General features: G+C 40.2%; 16 protein-coding genes and 1 CRISPR repeat array. Of the genes, 13 read left to right on the top strand and 3 right to left on the bottom strand.

The window, feature by feature from the left end:
- Together BN54_RS10295 and BN54_RS02450 are read left to right on the top strand one after the other, a co-directional pair.
- Positions 1–956 (top strand): hypothetical protein (locus BN54_RS10295; protein WP_019205553.1); only part of this gene is annotated, 956 nt, incomplete at its 5' end.
- Positions 957–1,068: 112 nt separating this feature from the next.
- Entirely contained in the window at positions 1,069–1,482 is a 414-nt protein-coding gene (locus BN54_RS02450) for an NAD-dependent epimerase/dehydratase family protein (RefSeq protein WP_204365250.1), read from the top strand.
- Positions 1,483–1,869: 387 nt separating this feature from the next.
- On the opposite strand, the gene BN54_RS02445 is transcribed toward BN54_RS02450, so the two are convergent.
- Positions 1,870–2,097 carry a hypothetical protein gene (locus BN54_RS02445; RefSeq protein ID WP_019205551.1) on the bottom strand — a complete coding sequence of 76 codons (228 nt, stop codon included), beginning with the start codon at positions 2,095–2,097 and terminating at the stop codon, positions 1,870–1,872.
- A gap of 824 nt (positions 2,098–2,921) precedes the next feature.
- Between BN54_RS02445 and BN54_RS02440 the strand changes: the two genes are divergently transcribed.
- From BN54_RS02440 to BN54_RS02420, 5 genes are read left to right on the top strand one after another with little or no spacing between them, the layout of a single operon-like run.
- Positions 2,922–3,971, top strand: a complete 1,050-nt coding sequence (locus BN54_RS02440; protein ID WP_019205549.1) for an AAA family ATPase — start codon at positions 2,922–2,924, stop codon at positions 3,969–3,971.
- Positions 3,968–6,199 (top strand): S8 family peptidase, encoded by a 2,232-nt coding sequence (locus BN54_RS02435; protein ID WP_019205548.1) that lies wholly within the window; start codon positions 3,968–3,970, stop codon positions 6,197–6,199. The genes BN54_RS02440 and BN54_RS02435 overlap by 4 nt, the downstream gene beginning before the upstream one ends.
- A gap of 16 nt (positions 6,200–6,215) precedes the next feature.
- On the top strand, positions 6,216–6,440 hold the full coding sequence (locus BN54_RS02430) for a hypothetical protein (protein ID WP_019205547.1): 225 nt from the start codon (positions 6,216–6,218) through the stop codon (positions 6,438–6,440).
- Between the two features lies 1 nt (position 6,441).
- Positions 6,442–7,152 (top strand): hypothetical protein, encoded by a 711-nt coding sequence (locus BN54_RS02425; protein ID WP_019205546.1) that lies wholly within the window; start codon positions 6,442–6,444, stop codon positions 7,150–7,152.
- Positions 7,153–7,180: 28 nt separating this feature from the next.
- Positions 7,181–8,002, top strand: a complete 822-nt coding sequence (locus tag BN54_RS02420; protein ID WP_019205545.1) for a hypothetical protein — start codon at positions 7,181–7,183, stop codon at positions 8,000–8,002.
- A gap of 163 nt (positions 8,003–8,165) precedes the next feature.
- On the opposite strand, the gene BN54_RS09785 is transcribed toward BN54_RS02420, so the two are convergent.
- The gene (locus BN54_RS09785; RefSeq protein ID WP_019205544.1) at positions 8,166–9,338 is read right to left on the bottom strand and encodes a helix-turn-helix domain-containing protein; all 1,173 of its coding nucleotides are present in this window, start codon (positions 9,336–9,338) and stop codon (positions 8,166–8,168) included.
- Positions 9,339–9,482: 144 nt separating this feature from the next.
- On the opposite strand from BN54_RS09785, the gene BN54_RS02410 reads away from it, so the two are divergent.
- Positions 9,483–11,489: a right-handed parallel beta-helix repeat-containing protein gene (locus tag BN54_RS02410; RefSeq protein ID WP_019205543.1), complete on the top strand. Its 2,007-nt coding sequence runs from the start codon at positions 9,483–9,485 to the stop codon at positions 11,487–11,489.
- 39 nt (positions 11,490–11,528) lie between these two features.
- Positions 11,529–12,770, top strand: coding sequence for an MFS transporter (locus tag BN54_RS02405; RefSeq protein WP_019205542.1), 1,242 nt, complete (start codon positions 11,529–11,531; stop codon positions 12,768–12,770).
- Positions 12,771–13,035: 265 nt separating this feature from the next.
- Here BN54_RS02405 and BN54_RS10180 read toward each other — a convergent pair whose 3' ends face one another.
- On the bottom strand, positions 13,036–13,191 hold the full coding sequence (locus tag BN54_RS10180) for a hypothetical protein (protein WP_155818236.1): 156 nt from the start codon (positions 13,189–13,191) through the stop codon (positions 13,036–13,038).
- A 44-nt stretch (positions 13,192–13,235) separates the two neighbouring features.
- On the opposite strand from BN54_RS10180, the gene BN54_RS10175 reads away from it, so the two are divergent.
- From BN54_RS10175 to BN54_RS02390, 4 genes are all read left to right on the top strand, one after another.
- On the top strand, positions 13,236–13,409 hold the full coding sequence (locus BN54_RS10175) for a hypothetical protein (protein WP_019205541.1): 174 nt from the start codon (positions 13,236–13,238) through the stop codon (positions 13,407–13,409).
- Between the two features lie 345 nt (positions 13,410–13,754).
- A CRISPR array of direct repeats spans positions 13,755–14,071; the repeat unit is 35 nt; unit sequence GTCGCATCCGGATCTTCGGGTGCGTGGATTGAAAT.
- Positions 14,072–14,282: 211 nt separating this feature from the next.
- Positions 14,283–14,711: a helix-turn-helix domain-containing protein gene (locus tag BN54_RS02400; protein WP_019205540.1), complete on the top strand. Its 429-nt coding sequence runs from the start codon at positions 14,283–14,285 to the stop codon at positions 14,709–14,711.
- Positions 14,701–15,351, top strand: coding sequence for a Fic/DOC family protein (locus BN54_RS02395; protein WP_191976433.1), 651 nt, complete (start codon positions 14,701–14,703; stop codon positions 15,349–15,351). Before BN54_RS02400 ends, BN54_RS02395 begins: the two co-directional genes overlap by 11 nt.
- 1,697 nt (positions 15,352–17,048) lie before the next feature.
- Entirely contained in the window at positions 17,049–19,481 is a 2,433-nt protein-coding gene (locus BN54_RS02390) for a CRISPR-associated helicase/endonuclease Cas3 (protein WP_019205537.1), read from the top strand.
- Positions 19,482–19,495 lie beyond the last annotated feature (14 nt).

Here is a 19,495-nt window from a genome sequence, read left to right as displayed (position 1 = left end):
TGACATATGGAGTTCTTGATTATGATAAGGAAACTCCTTTACCTTCGGATTACGAGGATTTAAGAAGATATTATAAGGGTAACTTTCTAATTGTTATGAAGCACTCTGCCTATAATTTAGCCGACAGTACCTATGATGCTCGTCATGCAAATGTAACTCATGGTGAATTTAAAGAACAATTAGAGAAAATCGTAACCTTGGAACATGATTTATTAGCATGTGGATTCCCTAAAGCATTTGCTAAAAAATGTGCAATAAAGAAATTAAACAAGGATTCAAGCTCGATGGTAGAATCTGTTGATTATGAAAGGGATTTCGGTATTAATGATAATGCAGTGAAACAATTAGTATTAGAACTGAATTTTGAAGATATTATCAAGCGTATCGCTAAGAAAAGCGGAGAAACAACAAACTTAAAATATCATTATGCTTCATATGTTGAATATAATTGGCTAGAAATTATCGCGGAGAATCCAATTAAAAACAACTTCATACTGTGTAAAGACGGAAAAATCAGAAAGAACGGGCCTCCTTTTTATGTCAATAGTCGGGCAATGGCACAAGAGTTAGAAAAAGAGGTTAACCAGCGAATACAAGAGAAAGCTTATGAACGGGGAATGAAGCTAACTGGTAGTCTTGGAACAATTCGCATAACAAAGAATGGTGAACCTAAGCATCGATTTACGTTAGAGGAAGTACGAAAAGTAATGCGAGACGCAGATGACCGAGATACAAATCAATTAGTGATAGATGAAAATGGTTATGCTCGAATTATAGTGAATAACGAGTACAGTGGCTCGACATTTCCAATTAGTGTTGAGCAGTGGGGTCCCAGAACAGTGAACGTTGGTAAGTATGCAGATTTGTCAGATCTAGGATCTCTTTACAAAAAACTATTGGAAACATGGGAAGGCTATTTGAATCAAGGGGTTCATTTTTACATTGATGAATACTAAGAGAGGCTTTCGGCCGCTAAATTGAAAGTGAGCTATTGTGTAACTGCTATGCTGAGCAGTACAACTTACGGGTCGTGACGGCGCGCTTGCTTAGGTCTTTGGTAATGGTGTCTTGCCAAGCGAGAATCGGGTCTTCGCCCAGTTTGCCCGTAGTGCCATGCAAGGTGAGGATATTGTCTTGCATACCACCGGCCAGTCAGAAGGCAATTACGTTTATGCCATGGATGCAGTTAAAGCGATCTTACTCTTGCTGCAAAAGGGGGAGGCCAAGCAGGCCTACAATGTTGCCAATGAGGCCAGTCATCTGACGATTAAGACAATGGCTGAAATGGTGCAGCAGGAATTTGGTGCCCCGGATGCAAAGGTGGTCATCGATATTCCAACGGAAAACATGGGGTATGCCCCGGACGTCAAGCTCTGGCTGAGCAGCCAAAAGCTCCAACGCCTCGGCTGGCAGCCTACGGTCGGCTTGAAGGAGAGCTATGCACGGTTGATCCAGTGGTTGAAAGAGCAGGCAAGTGAATAGAATACGGAAAGCGGCCACTACGAGCTTAGGTTCGTGGTGGCCGCTTTAGTGCGTTAGTGATGACTGGCAGAGAGCGTTAGCTTATTTGGGAAGCTTTCAACACCAATGGAGCAGGTCGAAGCTAATGCCATTTGGTATATGTTCATTCGGACGGCTAAGCTAAATCACACCTTAAGGTACGTGAGTACTTAGAACACTTCTATCAGCTTTCGCAAGGACTGAAAGACTAGTCTGGGAGGCCTATTTACCGTGGACTCCAGGAATTCAACGTAAATTTGGAACTCAATAGACGCAAATAGCGCTCAGAAGTTGTCCTTCCTTCAAGGATACATCTGAGCGCTATTCTGTTGACGGTTCGTTATGCTGTGCTTACCTTACGCTTAGCATTTACAGTAACTTGATTACAATCTCATCAATTTCGCTAGCTTTATCGATTTGCTTTTCCTGTAAGGCAAAATCGCTAGAAATTTTTTCGAAAGCATCAGCATAAGTCGCAACACCGTCGTCAGCAGTGCCAAAAGTAATATCACGACCATCTTTTAAAATAATTTTTGCTCTGTAACGTGAAGCTGCGATTTTTTCACCAGGAATATTTTTAATAACTTTTTTAATCATGAAAGTTCCTCTTCGTATTATAAAAATTAAATCTAATTGTTTTTGTGTAACTATTTATTTCTTGGTTGCTCTGTAATAACCTCTAATTGTCGTTGGCTTTGGTCAACTGGTATAGGTTATTCCTACTTGCGGTTTTAATTGCTTATAGAGTCTGCCGCCCAGCTAATCGTCTAAATTACGAATCCAATTAAACGAGCACTCATTCTTACCGCTAGAAAATTAATCAGGGTGATTTTCTTCCTACTCACGAATCGCCAACTCTATCAAGTAAAGGAGAAATTGGTATAGGTGAATAATTAGTTGTCCGATGCTTAGCCAAAAATTGGTCTGATTAGAAGGCTTATTTAAGTGCACCCAAAATCTGGTCAAAGCATAGTCATCACCTCATTCTTAGTTCAAGTTTTCTCTTGACTTATTACCACATGACTTTACTAACGTTACGCTTAGAAGTCTTAATGTATCGTTTTTCATTGCCAAATTGAAGCCGATCGGTTGTTCCAATCAGGCCTTGTATTCCTACAACGGGGTCACAGGTTCCAATCAGTTTACCGTCTTGATTGAAACCTTCAAAACACATTGCGAGGTAAAACAAGTTTTCCTCTTTGCTTGGGACTAATGACCGTCAAGTTTTAATTTTAGTACTGATATCGATTGAAATGGTTTCACAATCAAGAAATTCGACCTTGAAATTCATGCTCGCACCTCCTTTCGAATAATTATTTGGTTATATCATACAATCTATTTTGATTAAAAGCAACTAAAAAATAGAAAAAGTGTCCCAAAACTGTCCCAGGCCGTGTTATCATAATAGGGAGGTGAATGAAATGAAAAAGAGAGATATCGTGGACTTGATTAGGGCCCACTATGATCATGATGACAGTCAATTTCGGTTGATTGCTCAGCGAGTTGCCAGTGAATTTGAGCAGCAAGGCGACCAGCAATTAGCAAGCTACATTATGATGCAGACGTCGGAAGTAAATTCCTTTGTTCCCCAATCAGTAACGTACGACACTAAGTTTTTGACGCAAATTGGGACTGATGATAGTCCGCTCCCGCTTCCTAATGTGATTGCTAATGATTTAAAAGGAATTATTAACGCGGTTAGTCACCAGCAATTAGGGCTAGGTCGCTTTCTTTTCCAGGGAGCGCCAGGTACGGGGAAAACGGCTTCAGTGAAGCAACTGGCTCGAATTCTTGACCGGACCTTATTGATGGTCGATTTTAACCAGGTGATCGACAGCAAACTGGGCCAAACGGCTAAAAATATTGCAGCCGTTTTTAACGAAATCAATCAGATGCCAAATCTATCACGGGTTATAATCCTCTTTGATGAGATCGATGCCTTAGCCCTTGATCGTTTAGATGTCCATGACGTTCGTGAAATGGGACGGGCGACATCGAGTGTCTTGAAGGAACTGGATAACGTTAATCCGGAGGCCCTTATTATTGCCACTACTAACCTCTATGATCAATTGGATGCCGCCTTTAAGCGACGCTTTGATAAAGTGGTCGACTTTAATCGCTACCAAACCGAAGACCTGGTGGCGGCTGGCGAAGTTATGCTAAATGCTAACTTGGCGGCCTTTAAAAGTGCTGGTCATGACATTAAATTATTTAGAAAAATTTTAACCGTGGCGCCGAAGATTCCGAACCCAGGTGAACTTCGTAACAGTATTAAGGTAGCTATTGGCTTTAGTGATCCGCAGAAGCCTTATGAATATTTGGCTCTACTATACAAGGATCTGATGGGTGTGGGTGATCTAAAGCTAACGGAATTGCGTGATCAAGGTTTTACGATTCGGGAAATCGGGATCTTGACTGGAATGTCCAAGAGCACAGTTGCCCGCGAATTGAAAGGAGCTGAAACCGAATGAATCAAGTACTGAGTTTAAAGGGGCACTTTGAACACCGCAAGAATCGCGGTCGGCCAGGTGCACCAAATTTGCCTAAAAATGCGACTGTCACGGTAGTAAAGTTAGAAAGTCTGATTAGAGAATTAACAGCACTTAAGGAGTATTGGAAAAAGCAAAGTGAACTGAGACAGTTTACTACCAAATGGTTGATCAGTGCGTACTATATTAAGATCGCGGCGAAATCAAATCGAATTGCCGGTTTTCTGAGTACTGGTAAGCAACCCAATCAGAAAATTGTTGGAGCCAAGTTTGATAAACGACAGGGCAAAAATCGGCATGTTATTACTTATCTTGTAGATGAACGTGACGTTGATGTATCTATCAGACATGCTCAGGGCACAATTGAGGTCTTACAAAAAGAGTTTGGGGGCCAGGTCACGACGGACGTCTTTAATAAGGGTGAACAAATTAAAAAGATTAACTTCAAAAATTATCAGCTTGCCAAGTCGATGTTTCAAAAGGTGATTGTTGATGCCTGGTACGTCGAAAAGTTCGATGTGCCGGTCGCAAAAAGTACAAAGAACGAGCAACTGGTGACCCTTTATGATGTTGGGGTTAATAGTGAAGAGCTCTTGCGGGGGCTAGGGATTGCCGTAACCTCAACGGAATTTTTAAACGAGCGGACGGTAAAACTAACGCCCGCAGAATATGCGTTGCTATACCAAAAGGCGCCTTATTTAATTGCGATGAGCGTAACCGACTTGAGCGAGTTCCATCCCCAGGATTTTGGGATTGGTTCTAATGAGCAGCTGACTATTCCGTCACCCCAAAATGAACCTACGATTGGGGTAATTGACACTTTGTTTAAAAACGATGTGTACTTCAAAGAGTGGGTGACGGTCGAAAATGACCCTGGACTTATTCAGTTTGCATCCGATGATGACTTTAAGCATGGCACCGAGGTTACCTCCATTATTGTTGATGGCCCGAGCCTAAATCCGGAATTAGATGATGGTTGCGGTCGGTTTCAAGTTAAGCACTTCGGGGTGGCAGTAAACGGAAAGAACAGTACGTTCTTACTCATTCAAGCCATTCAACGGGCAGTGAAAACTAATCCTGAAATTAAGGTTTGGAACCTTTCTTTGGGATCAGACTTGGAAATCGATGAAAACTTTATCTCGCCGGAAGCAGCGCTGTTGGATCAGATCCAAGTTGAAAACAATGTGACCTTTGTTATTAGCGCAACCAATAGACGGCAAAGAGAAGACGAAGAGAAGCGGATTGGGGCGCCGGCCGATTCAATTAATGCCCTGGTAGTGGGGTCAGTGAACCAAAAGAATCAAGCGGCTTCGTATGCGCGTAAGGGGGGAGTATTGTCGTTCTTTATCAAACCTGACCTTAGTTACTATGGTGGTGATAAAGATCAACGGATCAAAGCTGTGAATGGTAAGGACATAGCTGAAGTTGAGGGAACTTCCTTTGCGGCGCCTTGGATTGCGCGGAAATTAGCTTACTTAATTCAAGTGATGGGGTTGAGTCGGGAAGTAGCCAAGGCGCTCTTAGTGGATGTAGCTTATGGTTGGCAGGATAAGCCAACCGATCCTGATCGAATTGGCAATGGTGTGGTGCCACGGAAGATTAGCGATATTTTGGAAACCTCGAGTGATGAAATCCGTTTTGTCTTGCAAGGAACGTCGGAAAGTTGGGATACGTATAATTATGGGTTGCCAATTCCGCTGACGGGTAATCACTACACCTTCTTTGCTAGAGCCACCCTGTGCTACTTTCCAGATTGCGAACGGAATCAAGGGGTTGACTACACAAATACCGAATTGGATCTGTACTTTGGTCGGGTGAAGGATAGCGGTACGATTGATTCGATTGATAAGAACAAACAGGTTGACGACCACCCGGACTACATCAACGAAGAAGATGCTCGCGATCATTTCCGAAAATGGGATACGGTTAAGCATATTGCACAGCCGTTGAAAAAGAGTGCACGCCCGAAGAAGGTATACGGAAGTAAGCTTTGGGGAATCAGCATTAAGTCAAAAGATCGCCTCGGTAATGGCGAAAGAAAGCCGCTGACCTTTGGTTTAGTAGTGACGCTAAAGGAAATGAATGGTGAAAACCGGATTGAGGACTTTATCCAACAGTTCAGTATCCGGGGATGGATGGTCGACCGGATTGATATCCAGCAACGTGTTGAGATTTACAACCAGGCTGAACAAGAGATCGAGTGGGAATGATTGGAGGTCTGTAAAAATGAAAAAGATTAAGGATCGAATTCGTAATGCCAAACGTAATGGATTAGAAATGTATACAGTAGTCGTTCTGTTTGCACTGATGACTGCTTATGGGTGCCTTTATTCTTTCATAACTGATATAACGCCAACAACAGGAATTTTTGCTGGAGTTGGAATGTTATGTAAGGACTTAATGCCAATGTTTACAATAGTTATTGGTTATTATCTTGGATCGGAGAAGTAATTTGAGTAAATTTCAATTCATGAAGTTAAAACTTGGGCCTATATTCAAAAAAACTTGGCTGCTTGTGAAAAAAGGTTGTCGAATTTTGGTAAGTCTGTTCGGAGTTATCAGTCTTTGCTTGACAATTTGTTTAGGTTTTGAAACCTTACACATGAATAAGTTATCTGAAAAATTAAATAGGCAGACTTATGAACTTAATAAAAGTGAAAAGATCAGTAAGGAAAGGTCACAAGCGAATAAAGTAGCACTTTGGAAATTAGATGGAAGTACAGATTTAAAAGAACTGGAAAACAAGTATGCTGATTCGCATATGTTAGCAGTTCCCTTTAAAATTGTTAATAAGTCCAACTTACCGGTATATGACGTTGTGGTGATAAGTGTTGTCACGGATCTTAATGGTGTAACCGTGGATAAACTAATAGAAGGATATGGTAGAGATAGACCTATAGATATGCCAGAAGAAAAACATTATACGTATAGTAGAATTCTTCCCCCTGGTTCAGAAGAAGGTATCGTGCATGGTTGGGGAAGTGGCATGAACAAGACGGATGAATTAGTTGTTTTTTTCAAAGATGTAACGGGAACTGTGTGGTATAGAAGTAATAATGGCTATCTGGAAAAAATTGGATCTGAAGAAAAGATGATGAGTATATTAAATAAATTAGGAATACTTGCTTCTGATTTGTCTGTGTTCAGCAACTTTAAAGATTAGTCTGCCTTAAATAAAAAATCCGTACAAAATGAATAATAAATTTAATGTAATATCAATTAATGACGTAGTAGGATATTTAATTGTTCTTGTTAGTGTATTTGGGTATTATAATCTCCGATCACACTTAATTTTATATTTCCCGATTGTTGTAGTGCTGTCTTTGTTGTATTTTAAAATGTTATTTAATGATTACAATTTTTATAAATCGGTAGGAAGAGCGACAAATTCTTTAGTATGGTCACTATTTTGTATTGCATTTCTTTCAATGATATTAAAGTGCGACGCAAAAGAAATTTGGGCCAAGAAATGGTTATATGTAATAGCATTTATAGCTATTTCAATAGTAATTTGCGAGATTCTAAAAATAAAAAAATTGAATTTGATAAAAGACAGGACTCTGCTAAATTCTAATATTATCTTCGGTTTTATGATATGTACTCCATACTTATTAATCACGGTTAAAAATTTTGAAGTAACGGCTATTTTTTCAGCGTTTTCAGTATTCATGTTTCGACATTTGGGTCAGAATTTACTACCAGAAATCAAAAGAATTATTGAAAAGCAAGAAAATATTGATCATGTGAGTTATGAGCAATCTCAATTTAGTAAAGAATTGTTTAAAATAATAAATTTTGTCAATGCGAATGTTGCCTTCGTATATAGTTTAACATCATTTTTAATAGATCATTATTACTTTAAAATCATAGACCCTGAAATAATTGCATTACTAATTACTATTGGCCTAGTTACCTACATTTTAGAAAAAATTATTGAAGTGATATTGATTTATCTGTTTAGATTTAATCCAGTAGTATTGGATAAATTAGTTAAGCGCAAAGATAATTATTAATCCATGTGTAAATGACCTACTAATCATAGTGTTTTATGATTAGTAGGTCATTTTAATAATATCGATATAATAATAGATATCCTGCAAGAAATAGTTAGCCAAAGTTATCAAAGGTGGTTTAAAATTGTCATAAAATGGCGAAAGGTACGGAGTATGGCTAATCTCAGTTCATGAACTTTTGAATACTCCAATCTTGTAGTAATAAAGGATCTTCACGGAATTGATTGGGGGTAGTCCCTGTGTAACGTTTGAAAGTGTTGGTGAAATATGCCTGATCTGAAAAGCCCAATTCATTTCCAATATCAAAAATTGTCTTATCTGTTGCTGCCAAAAGGGTTAGGGCCCGATTTATTTTTGACAGCATTTTAAATTGGGAAAATGACACGCCAATTTCCTTTTTAAACAAGCTGGAAAAATAATTTTGTGACATATTGACTCGCGCTGCGATTTCTTTCATCGTTTCATTAGCACATGGGTTGGTCAGTAATTCGTGGTAAGCTCTCACGACAGCTGGAGAAGCTTGTAATACCCGATATTTTTGAATCTGGCTACTTAAATCAATCAACTCATTTTCAATACAATTGACAACATCATTAAATGTTTCTTGCTTTTCTAAATAATATACATAACGATCGTTAAGACTATAGGCGATTTCGAAATCCATACCATGTCTTAATGCAACGCGAATGTTTGTAGAGATAGCGATAATCCCAAAGTTAAGAATATTCCTTAACGGTCCCTTGTCAGCAAGAACGCCGATTCTGCCAGATTGGTATAGTGATGCAAGGGATTTCTTTATGCTGGAAGCATCGGCGCTGACAATTGCTCTATTTAGTTCTTGTTCAAAAGCATAATTAATATGGGCGCCGTGATTTGAAACGCGAACGTAAGCATCATTAACAAGCTCAAACGCAGAGCTTTTTCGATGTTTGAATTGGCGGCGGAGCTTTTTGTAACGATAGTATCTGTGTGCGAGATAAAGAATGAGTTGAACCTTACCATAAAGTTCGTCATAGCTCAGAAAAGGAACGTGTAAATTTCTGATAGATATTAATTGGTTAGAGCGAAAATCGATCTCTTGTCCTAAGGGGTTGCTGTTCAATGCTACGGGACCGATTAGATAATGAGTATTTTTAAGGTGTAATTGCACGATGACTAATCTTTTGGTTTGATCACTTAAAAGAGTCAGTAATTTATTAGACTTATTTTCCCTAAAGATTTGTTCAATATCGATTGAATCTTTAAGGTATTGATAGTTTAAGACTTGGCAATGGTGCGCGTTGAATATTGCACAGGGGAGTTTGCTTATTTTTAAATAATTATGTAACTGATTCATTAATTTGAGCTCCTTAAATTATCACAAAAAAGCGTATTATTTTGCAAGACAGCATTCTTTACTAATTATACAATACAAAACGTAAGCGTTTACAAAAATGAGTCTTAGTAATCACAGGCTTTTATTTTAAGGAGATGCTACTTTATGAAGATATACGTTGATGCCAATGCTCCTTTTGATGGGACGGGGACAGCCGAACGTCCATATAAGCTAATTAACGAAGCAGCTCAAGTCGCAATGCCGGGTGACGAAGTCTTAGTTTACCCAGGCATTTATCGTGAAAATGTAAATCCGATCCACTCTGGGGAAAAAGATGCCCGAATTACTTATCGAAGTGTAGAGCCTTTACAAGCTATTATTACTGGTGCTGAAACAGTAAAGAGCTGGAAAAAATATAAAGATAATGTTTGGCTGGTGCGGATCAACAATTCCGTGTTTGGTTCATACAATCCATATACTACCTTCGTCGTAGGTGACTGGTACTTTGGTCCCGTTAATAAGCACACTGGTGCAGTGTATATGAACAACATTCACTTCTATGAAACGGAATCCCTTGATGAATGTTTGCGTGGCGAGGTTTACGCCCGTTCTTGGGATCAAGCTAACTCTGTTTATAAATGGTATACAGAACAAGACGAAGAACGGAACGAAACGGTTATTTATGCTAACTTCCAAGGCAAAAATCCGAATGAAGAAGATGTTGATATTAATGTTCGACGGGAATGCTTCTGGCCCCAAGCAACTAACGTCAACTATATTACCTTTTCGGGCTTTACCGTAAACAAGGCGGCGACTACTTGGGCACCCCCGGCAGCATTCCAAGACGGGATGGTTGGTCCGCACTGGGCTAAGGGGTGGATCATTGAAGACTGTGACATTAGCTTGAGTCGGTGTGCTGGTATTTCACTCGGTAAGTACAAAGATCCTAACAACGACCATTACTTTACTTATAAGCACGTTAAAAGTCCTACTCAAATGGAACGTGAAGCTGTTTGTCGGGGGCAATACGACGGTTGGCTAAAGGAAAATATTGGTCACCACATTATCCGTCGTTGCAATATTCATGACTGTGAGCAAGATGGTATTGTTGGTCGGCAAGGTGGGGTCTTCAGCCTTATTGAAGATAACCATATTCACCACATTAATAACATGCAAGAATTAGCCGGAGCTGAGATTGCGGGGATCAAGATGCATGCTGCAATCGATGTTACTTACCGGCGGAATCACTTTGATCACTGCACTATGGGGTTGTGGTGTGATTGGGAAGCACAGGGAACCAGAATTACGCAAAACCTGTTTGACCACAACTACGCTCCTGCTGGAACGGCCCACCGGCTTGAAGGGGCAATGGAAAGCCAAGATATTTGGGTGGAAGTTAGTCATGGACCAACGTTGATTGACAACAACCTACTGCTTTCAAAAGACTCACTTAAGATTCCAACCCAAGGTCTTGCAGTCGTCAATAATTTGATTCTGGGTTCGTTTACCCTCGTTGGCTCCGGAACTGACTACCCAGGTAAGGGGAAAGTTGTTCCACGTTACACACCATATCATATTCCTCACCGAACCGAAGTTGCTGGTTTTGCCACCATTCTGCATGGAGACGACCGTTTCTACAACAACATTTTTGTTCAAAAATGGCTACCGGAAAAAGATCCTGAAGCCAATGAAGAAGTTGGGACCTTTGTCTTTGATGATTACCCAACCTATGATGAATGGTATAAGCCATTCAAAAACTTAGAAGGTACCTATGCTCAACAAAATGATATGGCAGATTTACAACCTTATCACTTTGGTCACTTACCGGTTTGGGCGAGCGGAAATGTTTACCTGAATGGTGCTAAGGCATGGAAAAAAGAAACCAATAATCTTATTAACACGACCGATCGTGTAGAAGTTGAACTTGCAGAAAAAGATGGCAAGCCAGTCTTAAAGACCAATCTTTATGATTTGATTGGTGAATTTAAGAATAACATTATTGACACAAACGTCCTTGGCAAGGCCTTTGAACCAGAGCAACGCTTCGAAGCTCCTGATGGCAGTGAAATTCAAATTAGCGAAGACTACTTTGGAAATCATCGTGGCGTTTCAACAATTCCAGGTCCATTTGCATCTAAGGAAAATGCAGAAAAGACGCTTTGGAAAGACTGAAATGATACTATCTTGCTAACGGACATAGGGTGATAAAATATGAACGCAAATACTAACGAGGTAAGTAAGCAAAAGTTTCCCTACCGCTTAGGCTTTGGTTTGCTGTTTGGACTGCTTGGGTGGTTGGTCCCTTATTTGGGAGTTAACTCAACCTTGCTTCCTGCTAAGATTCAGCAAATTGCACCTGGGCAAAAAGTTCAAATTGTTGCAACATTAGCAACGATTGCTATGATCGTGGCGACGATTGCCAATATTATTGAAGGCGCTCTTTCAGATCGAACGGTTAGTCGGATCGGGAAACGTAATCCATGGATTATTTTGGGCTTAATCACCACCTTGATAACGTTTCTTTGCCTAACAAAGGTGACAACGGTTCGTGGCATCATCATAAACTGGTCGCTATTTCAAGTTGCGCTTAACATGATGGTTGCACCGATAGTCGCTTTCATTGCAGACAAGGCCCCCAAGAAATATCGTGGTGGGGTATCGGCTTTTTATGGTATTGGTATGAACATTGGGACGCCAGTTGGTACGATGATCGCTTCACGTTACATTACCAATATTAACGCCGGGATATATTTCTTTATGGTCTTTGAAGTGATCTTTACCCTTATCGGTATTTTTCTTGTAGGGGATGGCAGCAACAAGGGTGAAAGTGTTAAAAAACTGCATGGCGCAGAGTTGTTAGAAGCTTTCATTTTCCCAATTCATGGTGATATTCGAGACTTTTATCTAGCAGTTTTTGGTAAATTGTTGTTTGTTTCCGCTCAATTTGTTATTACTGGGTATCAACTATACATTTTCGTTGACTATATGAAGCAGTCTTCAGCAACTGCCGCACATAGTCTGTCAATAATGTCTACGATCTTGCTGGTCACGGGTGTTACCTTTGCGGCGATCAGCGGGCCGTTGGCGGATCGCTTCCATAGTTTAAAGTTGTTGGTTGCTGTTTCAACGGTTGTTATGGGACTGGGGGTAGCTGCACCGGCGATTGATCCGGCTCCGTGGACAATGTTTGTTTATGCAGCCCTTAGTGGTTGCGCAATGGGGATGTACAACTCAGTTGACCAAGCGTTAAATGTTGCTGTCCTTCCTAATCCAGATAATTCAGCTAAGGATTTAGGGATTGTCAATCTGGCTAATTCATTGGGGCAAGTTTTTGGTCCGATCGTTGCGGCTTCAATTATTGGAGCCGCTGGTTACCGAATGATGTTTCCGGCAGCCGGCATTATGTGTTTTGTCGGCGCTGCGTTAATCATGATGATCAAGAAAGTACGTTAATTAAATTTTGACACTTATTAGATAACTAACTTATTAAAACAGAAGCAACCCATAAGCATTAAATCGGATGGTTTAATGATTGTGGGTTGCTTTTTATCGACTGAAATTAAGGGTTAGGAAAGAATATGTCAAGGGCGGTTTAAAATTGTCGTAAAATGGCGGAATAAAATTGTATGATTTTGGCGGTGGGAGAACTCACAAATGCCAGTTGCTGAGGCAACGATTAAGCATTAATTGAGAGCCGTCTCAGCAGAAGACTGTTACGTTAAGAATGGATTGATGTCGTGCTTGCGGAATCAATCGTATCTATCCATTCGTTAAAGTCAGCTAGGTCGCCAATTAAGTGTGTTTGCCCCAGTTCCGCTTCTTCTCTTGCTTCGATGGCTGCGGGGGTATCCAAAAAGTCATAAGTATTCTGCAATGGCAAGGCCTCACTTAACGTTTCCTTAGGGAGTCAAGCAGGTTGTGGCCAACGACAGTGACTATTACCTGAAGACTTTGATCAATGAAGTGTTGGCAGCTCGACTTGCCGGCGATGAGGTTAGCCACCAAATAATCGTGTACGACTGTTCAGCTGGCAAAATTCGACTATGCTGGCAATTGTTTCAAGAGGCGGTAGTGGATATTTTGACGATGTAACAAACGCTGTGAACCGACGCTATTACCAGCTGTATGATCGGTTGGATGATTCTGAGCGGGATTAGTGGCTGGTACTGGTTGAGAGGTTGGGAAGATCAATTGAGGACATTGCTTGATTAATTTCAAATTGGACAGTACAGTAACGGTAAAGCAGTTTTGCTATGATCCTTGGAACTGAATTGTTGGCGTAGGAAAGCGTGCGAACCGGAATTGCACATAAAAGTTACGGGGGTTTCGCACCAACTAATTCGAGTAAATGTCTTATTTAGAGACACTTTAGTAAATTCGAAACACTTAGTTTTAGCCGTAAATTTTTGAAGTGGCTTTACCAGGCCACTGTTTGCGGTCGCATCCGGATCTTCGGGTGCGTGGATTGAAATATCGCGATCATAATCCCATTGCGAACTAAACTAAAGTCGCATCCGGATCTTCGGGTGCGTGGATTGAAATTCCGTCATGGGTATCCGCTATCTGCAACGCTAGTTGTCGCACCCGGATCATCGGGTGCGTGGATTGAAATGGCTATGACGCGTGGGGAGCAACGGTTGCCATCAAGTCGCATCCGGATCATCGGGTGCGTGAATTGAAATGGCAGTCTCTGCACCGATATTAGCGTTGCTAGACAGCGTCGCATCCAGATCCTCGGGTGCGCGGATTGAAATGACGGGTGAACAATGATTACAGACACGTCTTTTATGGTTAGAAGGTTGAAGGAGATACTTACTAACTATGGTGTGTTATTAGGTGGCGTGACGTTTTCATCGGATAGAAATTGTTTTTTATCTGAAAGCAATTCCAAAAGCTCGTTTTAATATATGGGATGGTAATACGACATATGGTAAAATGATAGTGAGACAGAAAGAGGGTGGAAATATGATTTCGGTTGTTGACAATTATATGAAGAATAAAGGGATTACGATCACTGACATAGCGAAGGCTTCTGGGATTAGTATTTCAACGTTGAGTAATGCCTTTAAGAAGCCCGTTGCCAATTGGAGTATTCGCATTTTAAATGGTCTCGCTGCAACAACCTTTGATGATCCGGCCCAAGTCTTAACGGAATTACAACCGCGACCGTTTAAGTATGTGGTTGATGATGATAAGCAAACGATTCAAGGCTTTCATATTGAAGACCCACATTTGTTTTGGGTCGTCGAAGCTGCGGTGCACAATTCGGTAATGGAAGGTTGGCAGCCCACAAAAGCGGATATTATGGATACTTATCGGGTAATTACGGAACCTCAGCCAGAACTGGAACGGGATTTTAAGCAAATTTTTGGGGACGATCATGGTGATAAGTGATGATGCGCTGATTAAGCGCTTTAAATATGCTAATGGCACCCTAAAAAATAAATACCATGAAACGGATGCGGCAAAATTACGGTTTATTGAATATAAGGTTGTCAATCAACGTTTGGTTTGGTTGCTAAACCATCACGATCAACTAACCATTCAGTCGTTTTCAGAGTTGGTTAAGATTCATCAGTTCCTATTTACGCCAATCTATGCTTGGGCTGGTGAAGTGAGGGATTACGAATTATCGAAGGGTGACACAGATTTTATGTTGTCGCCAGCGATCGCAAAGGGAATTGACCACGTTAATCACCTGTTGGCGCAAATAAACAAGCAAACTAAGCCAACCGCAATGGATTATGCACAATTGTTGGATAGTTTGAACTACCTTCATCCGTTTCGGGAAGGTAACGGACGTGCGACTAAGGCTTTTATCCAGCTATTAGCTGCGAATCATGGGCAGGAGTTACGCTTTAACCGCCAAGATGAATTAGTAATTAGGGCTTTGGCTGCGGCTGACTTGGCGGTGCTTGCTGATTTTATCCAGCTGAAACCAGTTGGTAGTAAGCAGGCGGTAATTCAAAAAATATCAGCGGAGTTGGAAAAGAAGGGACAACATTATCAAACCTATCGGCCGCCGCGCCGGTAAATGATCGCGAAAATAGTCAGAATTAGCCAATTCGACCGGCGTTTTGGAACTAAGATATTGATAGCAGGCAACATGGAGTGGCAACGGAACACGCCACTTCATGTGGGAGTGAATCTGCATGTTAGCTGGGGTGGTATCAATCCTTGTGTTCCTTCTTAATTAACCTTTAAAGCTCGAATAAAGGAATCGTTAAAAGATTCTTTATTCGAGCTTTATTTTTTGAGATAATTAGTAACCGTTTACAACCTTGGTATGTTAGATTTAGGTTCACCAAGGAGAAATTGGATGACCTGCCTTTTACATCCAAAACGCCATCATCTTTGCCTTTTAGCTTAATTCTTACCAGAAAAGTAATATTTTACAATAACATTTGCAATTACGCTGATTTGAGCAGCCACGGGTGCGTAAGCGAAAAGCACATCTAAAATCGTTTTGTGCATTTAAATCACCTCCTAACTTTGCTGTCTTTTACTATACAGAAGATCCCTGTTCTTTTCAACTGTTTTCTATAAAAGTAATAGAACTAAAATGAGATGGGATTTTGATAACCCGAAATATCGATTTGAGTTAGTGAGTTAGAAAGTAGTTCCTCATCAGTTAGATGACTAATTCATTTTGAAAAGCTAACTGTTTTGTTAAGCTCGTGTTGATTCGTAGGCCGATCTTGGCAAAGCGAGTGTGAATGCCAAATTGATTGGTAATATCGTTTGCTACAGTGAATTACCCTCCTATTGATCATAATTTTTATCTTCGATTGACATTTTGTAAGGGTTGTTACCGAGTCTTAAGAATTTTTGTCTTGGATGGTATCCGCTTTAAGATGACTGAATTCAGTAACGTAGTGTGGGAAGTCCTTAGTGAGGTTATGAATACTGTTTCTCAATTTTTCCATCTTCTCGCGGTGTTAATATAGCCATTTGGATGACTCTTGCCTCGAAACGTAGACATTGTGCCCATTCAAACATACGGTAAAGGGAGGCCGTCGATTACAACTAATTGGGTGCTTTACGCAGCTAATAATGGTGCCAAGAGTCGGCTTTCCTCTTTGTATACGCGATTATAGGACCAGTGCCTACGTGTTTGGCTGTTTTTCGTATCATTCAGCAACGTAAGCCTCTGATTGCCAGATGATAATAGAACTGATAAACCATTTCGGCACTGCGATTAATCATTACGCCATCCGATAAGCTTTAAAATTTTGCACGAAAAAATGCGATGATTGGCAACTTGCTTGTGGTAGGATAAATATAAGCTATTTATGATTTTCCTTTTTTGCTTAGGGGTACTCAGGAAACTACCGCAAGTTGTTTTCTTTTTTAACTTAGTTTTACAAACGACGTAAAATATATGCTCATAAATTTCATTTTTTTGAGAATACATGTTAAACTTAAGATCACGTCTATTATAGATGTGTGGATTGAAATTATTATTTTTAAGTGGTGGATAACAGTCGAACTTGAGAAGTCGTATAGTGTGTCTAGAAGAGACTAGCAATTATACGGCTTCTTTTATTTTAGTGTTACGATCATACATTCCGTGTTTTTTTAATTATCACCAAAAAATAGTTTGACTCAAAGCTCTAGAAAGCGATATCATTTAAACGTGGATTCGAATTAACGAAATTGTTAAGGGAAGGGGAATATAACGTAGAGTACATTGCTCATACAGCAACGGATCCCGCTAAGAAGGATCAACTATTGAAGGACCATCTTCATCAAAGTCAAATGTTGGCGAAACGTTTTGCTACTGGTACCGGGTTGGAAACAACGGCGGGATTAATTGCCTTGCTACATGATGTTGGTAAATATAGTAATGAATTCCAAGATTATATTCATAAGGCCAAACAAGACCCAAAGTCCGTTAAACGCGGTAGCGTAGATCACGCAACGGCCGGTGGCCAAATTTTAATGGAAGTCTTCAAAGATTATCCTAATTTTGGACAATTCATTAGCAACGTTCTTATTTCGCATCACAATACATTAGGTGTGAAAGACTATCTTTTGCCAAATAATTATAAGTACTCACAGTTTTCAGTACGTTGCTCACCATTTTTGCTGCGTATTAAAGAAACGAAAAATGATTTAAAACTTATTAAAGAGCGTTTCTATAATGAGGTTATGGACGAAACGTCTTTTCAGAGGCTGATTGCTAAAGCAACGGTAGAGCTACGCCAATATTTTGGGAAAGTATTAGGGATCGTTAAGAAACTTAACGTTGATATACCTAAGCGGTATGAAGAATATCGACGAATAATCTTTTTTACACAAAAAACATTGAGCAGTATTTTAATAGATGCTGATCGTACCAATACGATGGAGTTTGAAGAGGGAAAACCTGCGCTTTTAGAGGAGCGATCCCAACTATTTGTGGATTACCGTACCAAATTGTTAGCACGATTACGTGCTTTCGGTGAACCAACCACGAAACTTAATAAATTACGGAATCAGTTAAGTGATCAATGTGATGCTTTCGCTGAACGCGGAGACGGAATCTACACTCTTTCGAGCCCAACGGGGGCAGGGAAAACCATTGCTAGTTTGCGTTATGCTTTACATGAGGCGGTTAAAACTAATAAGCGCCATATCATTTATATAATCCCTTATACAAGTATCATTGAGCAAAACAGTCAGGTTTTTCGAGAGCTGTTGAATGGTAATCCTGACGATGATACTAGTATTTTAGAGTTTCACTCTAATGTTACTGATAGAGTTAAGGCGTCCAACGAGGAGAAAAATGAAAAAGAGGCGAAGGAACTGGATCACCTGGACCTAGCGGAAAGTAGTTGGGATAGTCCGATCATTATAACAACCATGGTACAGTTCCAAAATGCAATTTTTGCCAAGGGGACCCGTAATGCACGGCGTTTTCATAATTTGCTTAATTCAGTGTTGGTATTTGATGAAATCCAAAATATCCCTCCTAAGACTATTAAGATGTTTAACGCGGTAATTAATTATCTAGCGACGTTTGGTAACAGTGATATTTTGTTATGTACGGCAACCCAACCTTCCTTAGAGGGGGTAACGGATGGAATTAGATTTAGTAAAAACCCAGAGATAATTTCCAACTTAGCAGAAACCTCTAAACAATTTCGTCGCGTTAAAATAGTTAACAAATCTGAGAAGCCTGCGTCATGTGCTGAGCTAGTCGAACTACTCCAAAGGGTTTATACGAAGACAAGCTCAGTCCTTGCAATATTTAACACTAAAAAAGCGGCTCGTAAAGTTTATGAAGGATTACAATCTTTGCCAGGAGCGTACCATTTATCAACTAGCATGTGTGCGGCTCATCGAAAGAAGACATTAGCTGAGATCAAACAGCGGTTAAAAGAGGGCCAACCGACGATTTGCATTAGTACACAACTAATTGAAGCTGGAGTAGATATCAGTTTTAAAGCGGTAGTTCGTTCTTTGGCTGGGGTAGACTCCATTTTCCAAGCTGCTGGGCGGTGCAATAGGAATGGTGAGTTGCCAATTGGCAAAGTTTACTTAGTTCAACCAGAACCCGAAATAGAAAATTTGAAAAATTTAGATGAAATCGCAATCGCTCGAAATGTAACAAAAGACATTTTAGATGAACTAGGACAGGATGCGACGGAATTACTAAATCCAACTTGGGTAAAACATTATTTTGATGAATACTATCGCGAGCGAATACCTTATCTTGATTATCCGTGTGATGAGGGTCTCCAAAGATTGAAATTATATGAGCTGTTAACTGGGAAGAAAGTTCTGGATACTTTAACGCCAAACCTGAGGAAATCGATAATATGGGCGTCTGATGCTGAAACAATTGCCCGTCACTTTGAAGTGATTGAAGGCGATACTATAGGGGTTATGGTCCCATATCAGGACGGTAAAACTTTGATTGAAGATTTTAATGGCGACAGAGCGAAACTACGCTTACGTGATTTGAAAGCGATGTTTCATCGAGCTCAACCTTACTTGATAAATGCTTATCGTGACAATTTAGATGATTTAATTAAAAATGGGATCGTCGTACCGCTGCCTCTGTTATCAACTTCTGAAATGTTTATCTATGCGGTTACTGATGAACGGTATTATGATCCTAAACTAGGGTTAATCACGACCCCAACCGAATCGTTGACGGTGGACAAGTATATCTTATGAAAGGGGGAACTATT

Origin of the sequence: Limosilactobacillus ingluviei str. Autruche 4 (assembly GCF_000312405.1) — a bacterium.
In the GTDB taxonomy this organism is placed as follows: Bacteria; Bacillota; Bacilli; order Lactobacillales; family Lactobacillaceae; genus Limosilactobacillus; species Limosilactobacillus ingluviei.
This window is presented reverse-complemented; position numbering and strand designations above follow the sequence as displayed.

What these genes read in the sequence shown, in the direction of transcription:
- BN54_RS02420 (WP_019205545.1), top strand. Translation starts at nt 7,181, where the DNA reads ATGAATAATAAATTTAATGTAATATCAATTAATGACGTAGTAGGATAT.
- BN54_RS02400 (WP_019205540.1), top strand. Translation starts at nt 14,283, where the DNA reads ATGATTTCGGTTGTTGACAATTATATGAAGAATAAAGGGATTACGATC.
- BN54_RS02410 (WP_019205543.1), top strand. Translation starts at nt 9,483, where the DNA reads ATGAAGATATACGTTGATGCCAATGCTCCTTTTGATGGGACGGGGACA.
- BN54_RS02445 (WP_019205551.1), bottom strand. Translation starts at nt 2,097, where the DNA reads ATGATTAAAAAAGTTATTAAAAATATTCCTGGTGAAAAAATCGCAGCT.
- BN54_RS02405 (WP_019205542.1), top strand. Translation starts at nt 11,529, where the DNA reads ATGAACGCAAATACTAACGAGGTAAGTAAGCAAAAGTTTCCCTACCGC.
- BN54_RS09785 (WP_019205544.1), bottom strand. Translation starts at nt 9,338, where the DNA reads ATGAATCAGTTACATAATTATTTAAAAATAAGCAAACTCCCCTGTGCA.
- BN54_RS02435 (WP_019205548.1), top strand. Translation starts at nt 3,968, where the DNA reads ATGAATCAAGTACTGAGTTTAAAGGGGCACTTTGAACACCGCAAGAAT.
- BN54_RS02440 (WP_019205549.1), top strand. Translation starts at nt 2,922, where the DNA reads ATGAAAAAGAGAGATATCGTGGACTTGATTAGGGCCCACTATGATCAT.
- BN54_RS02430 (WP_019205547.1), top strand. Translation starts at nt 6,216, where the DNA reads ATGAAAAAGATTAAGGATCGAATTCGTAATGCCAAACGTAATGGATTA.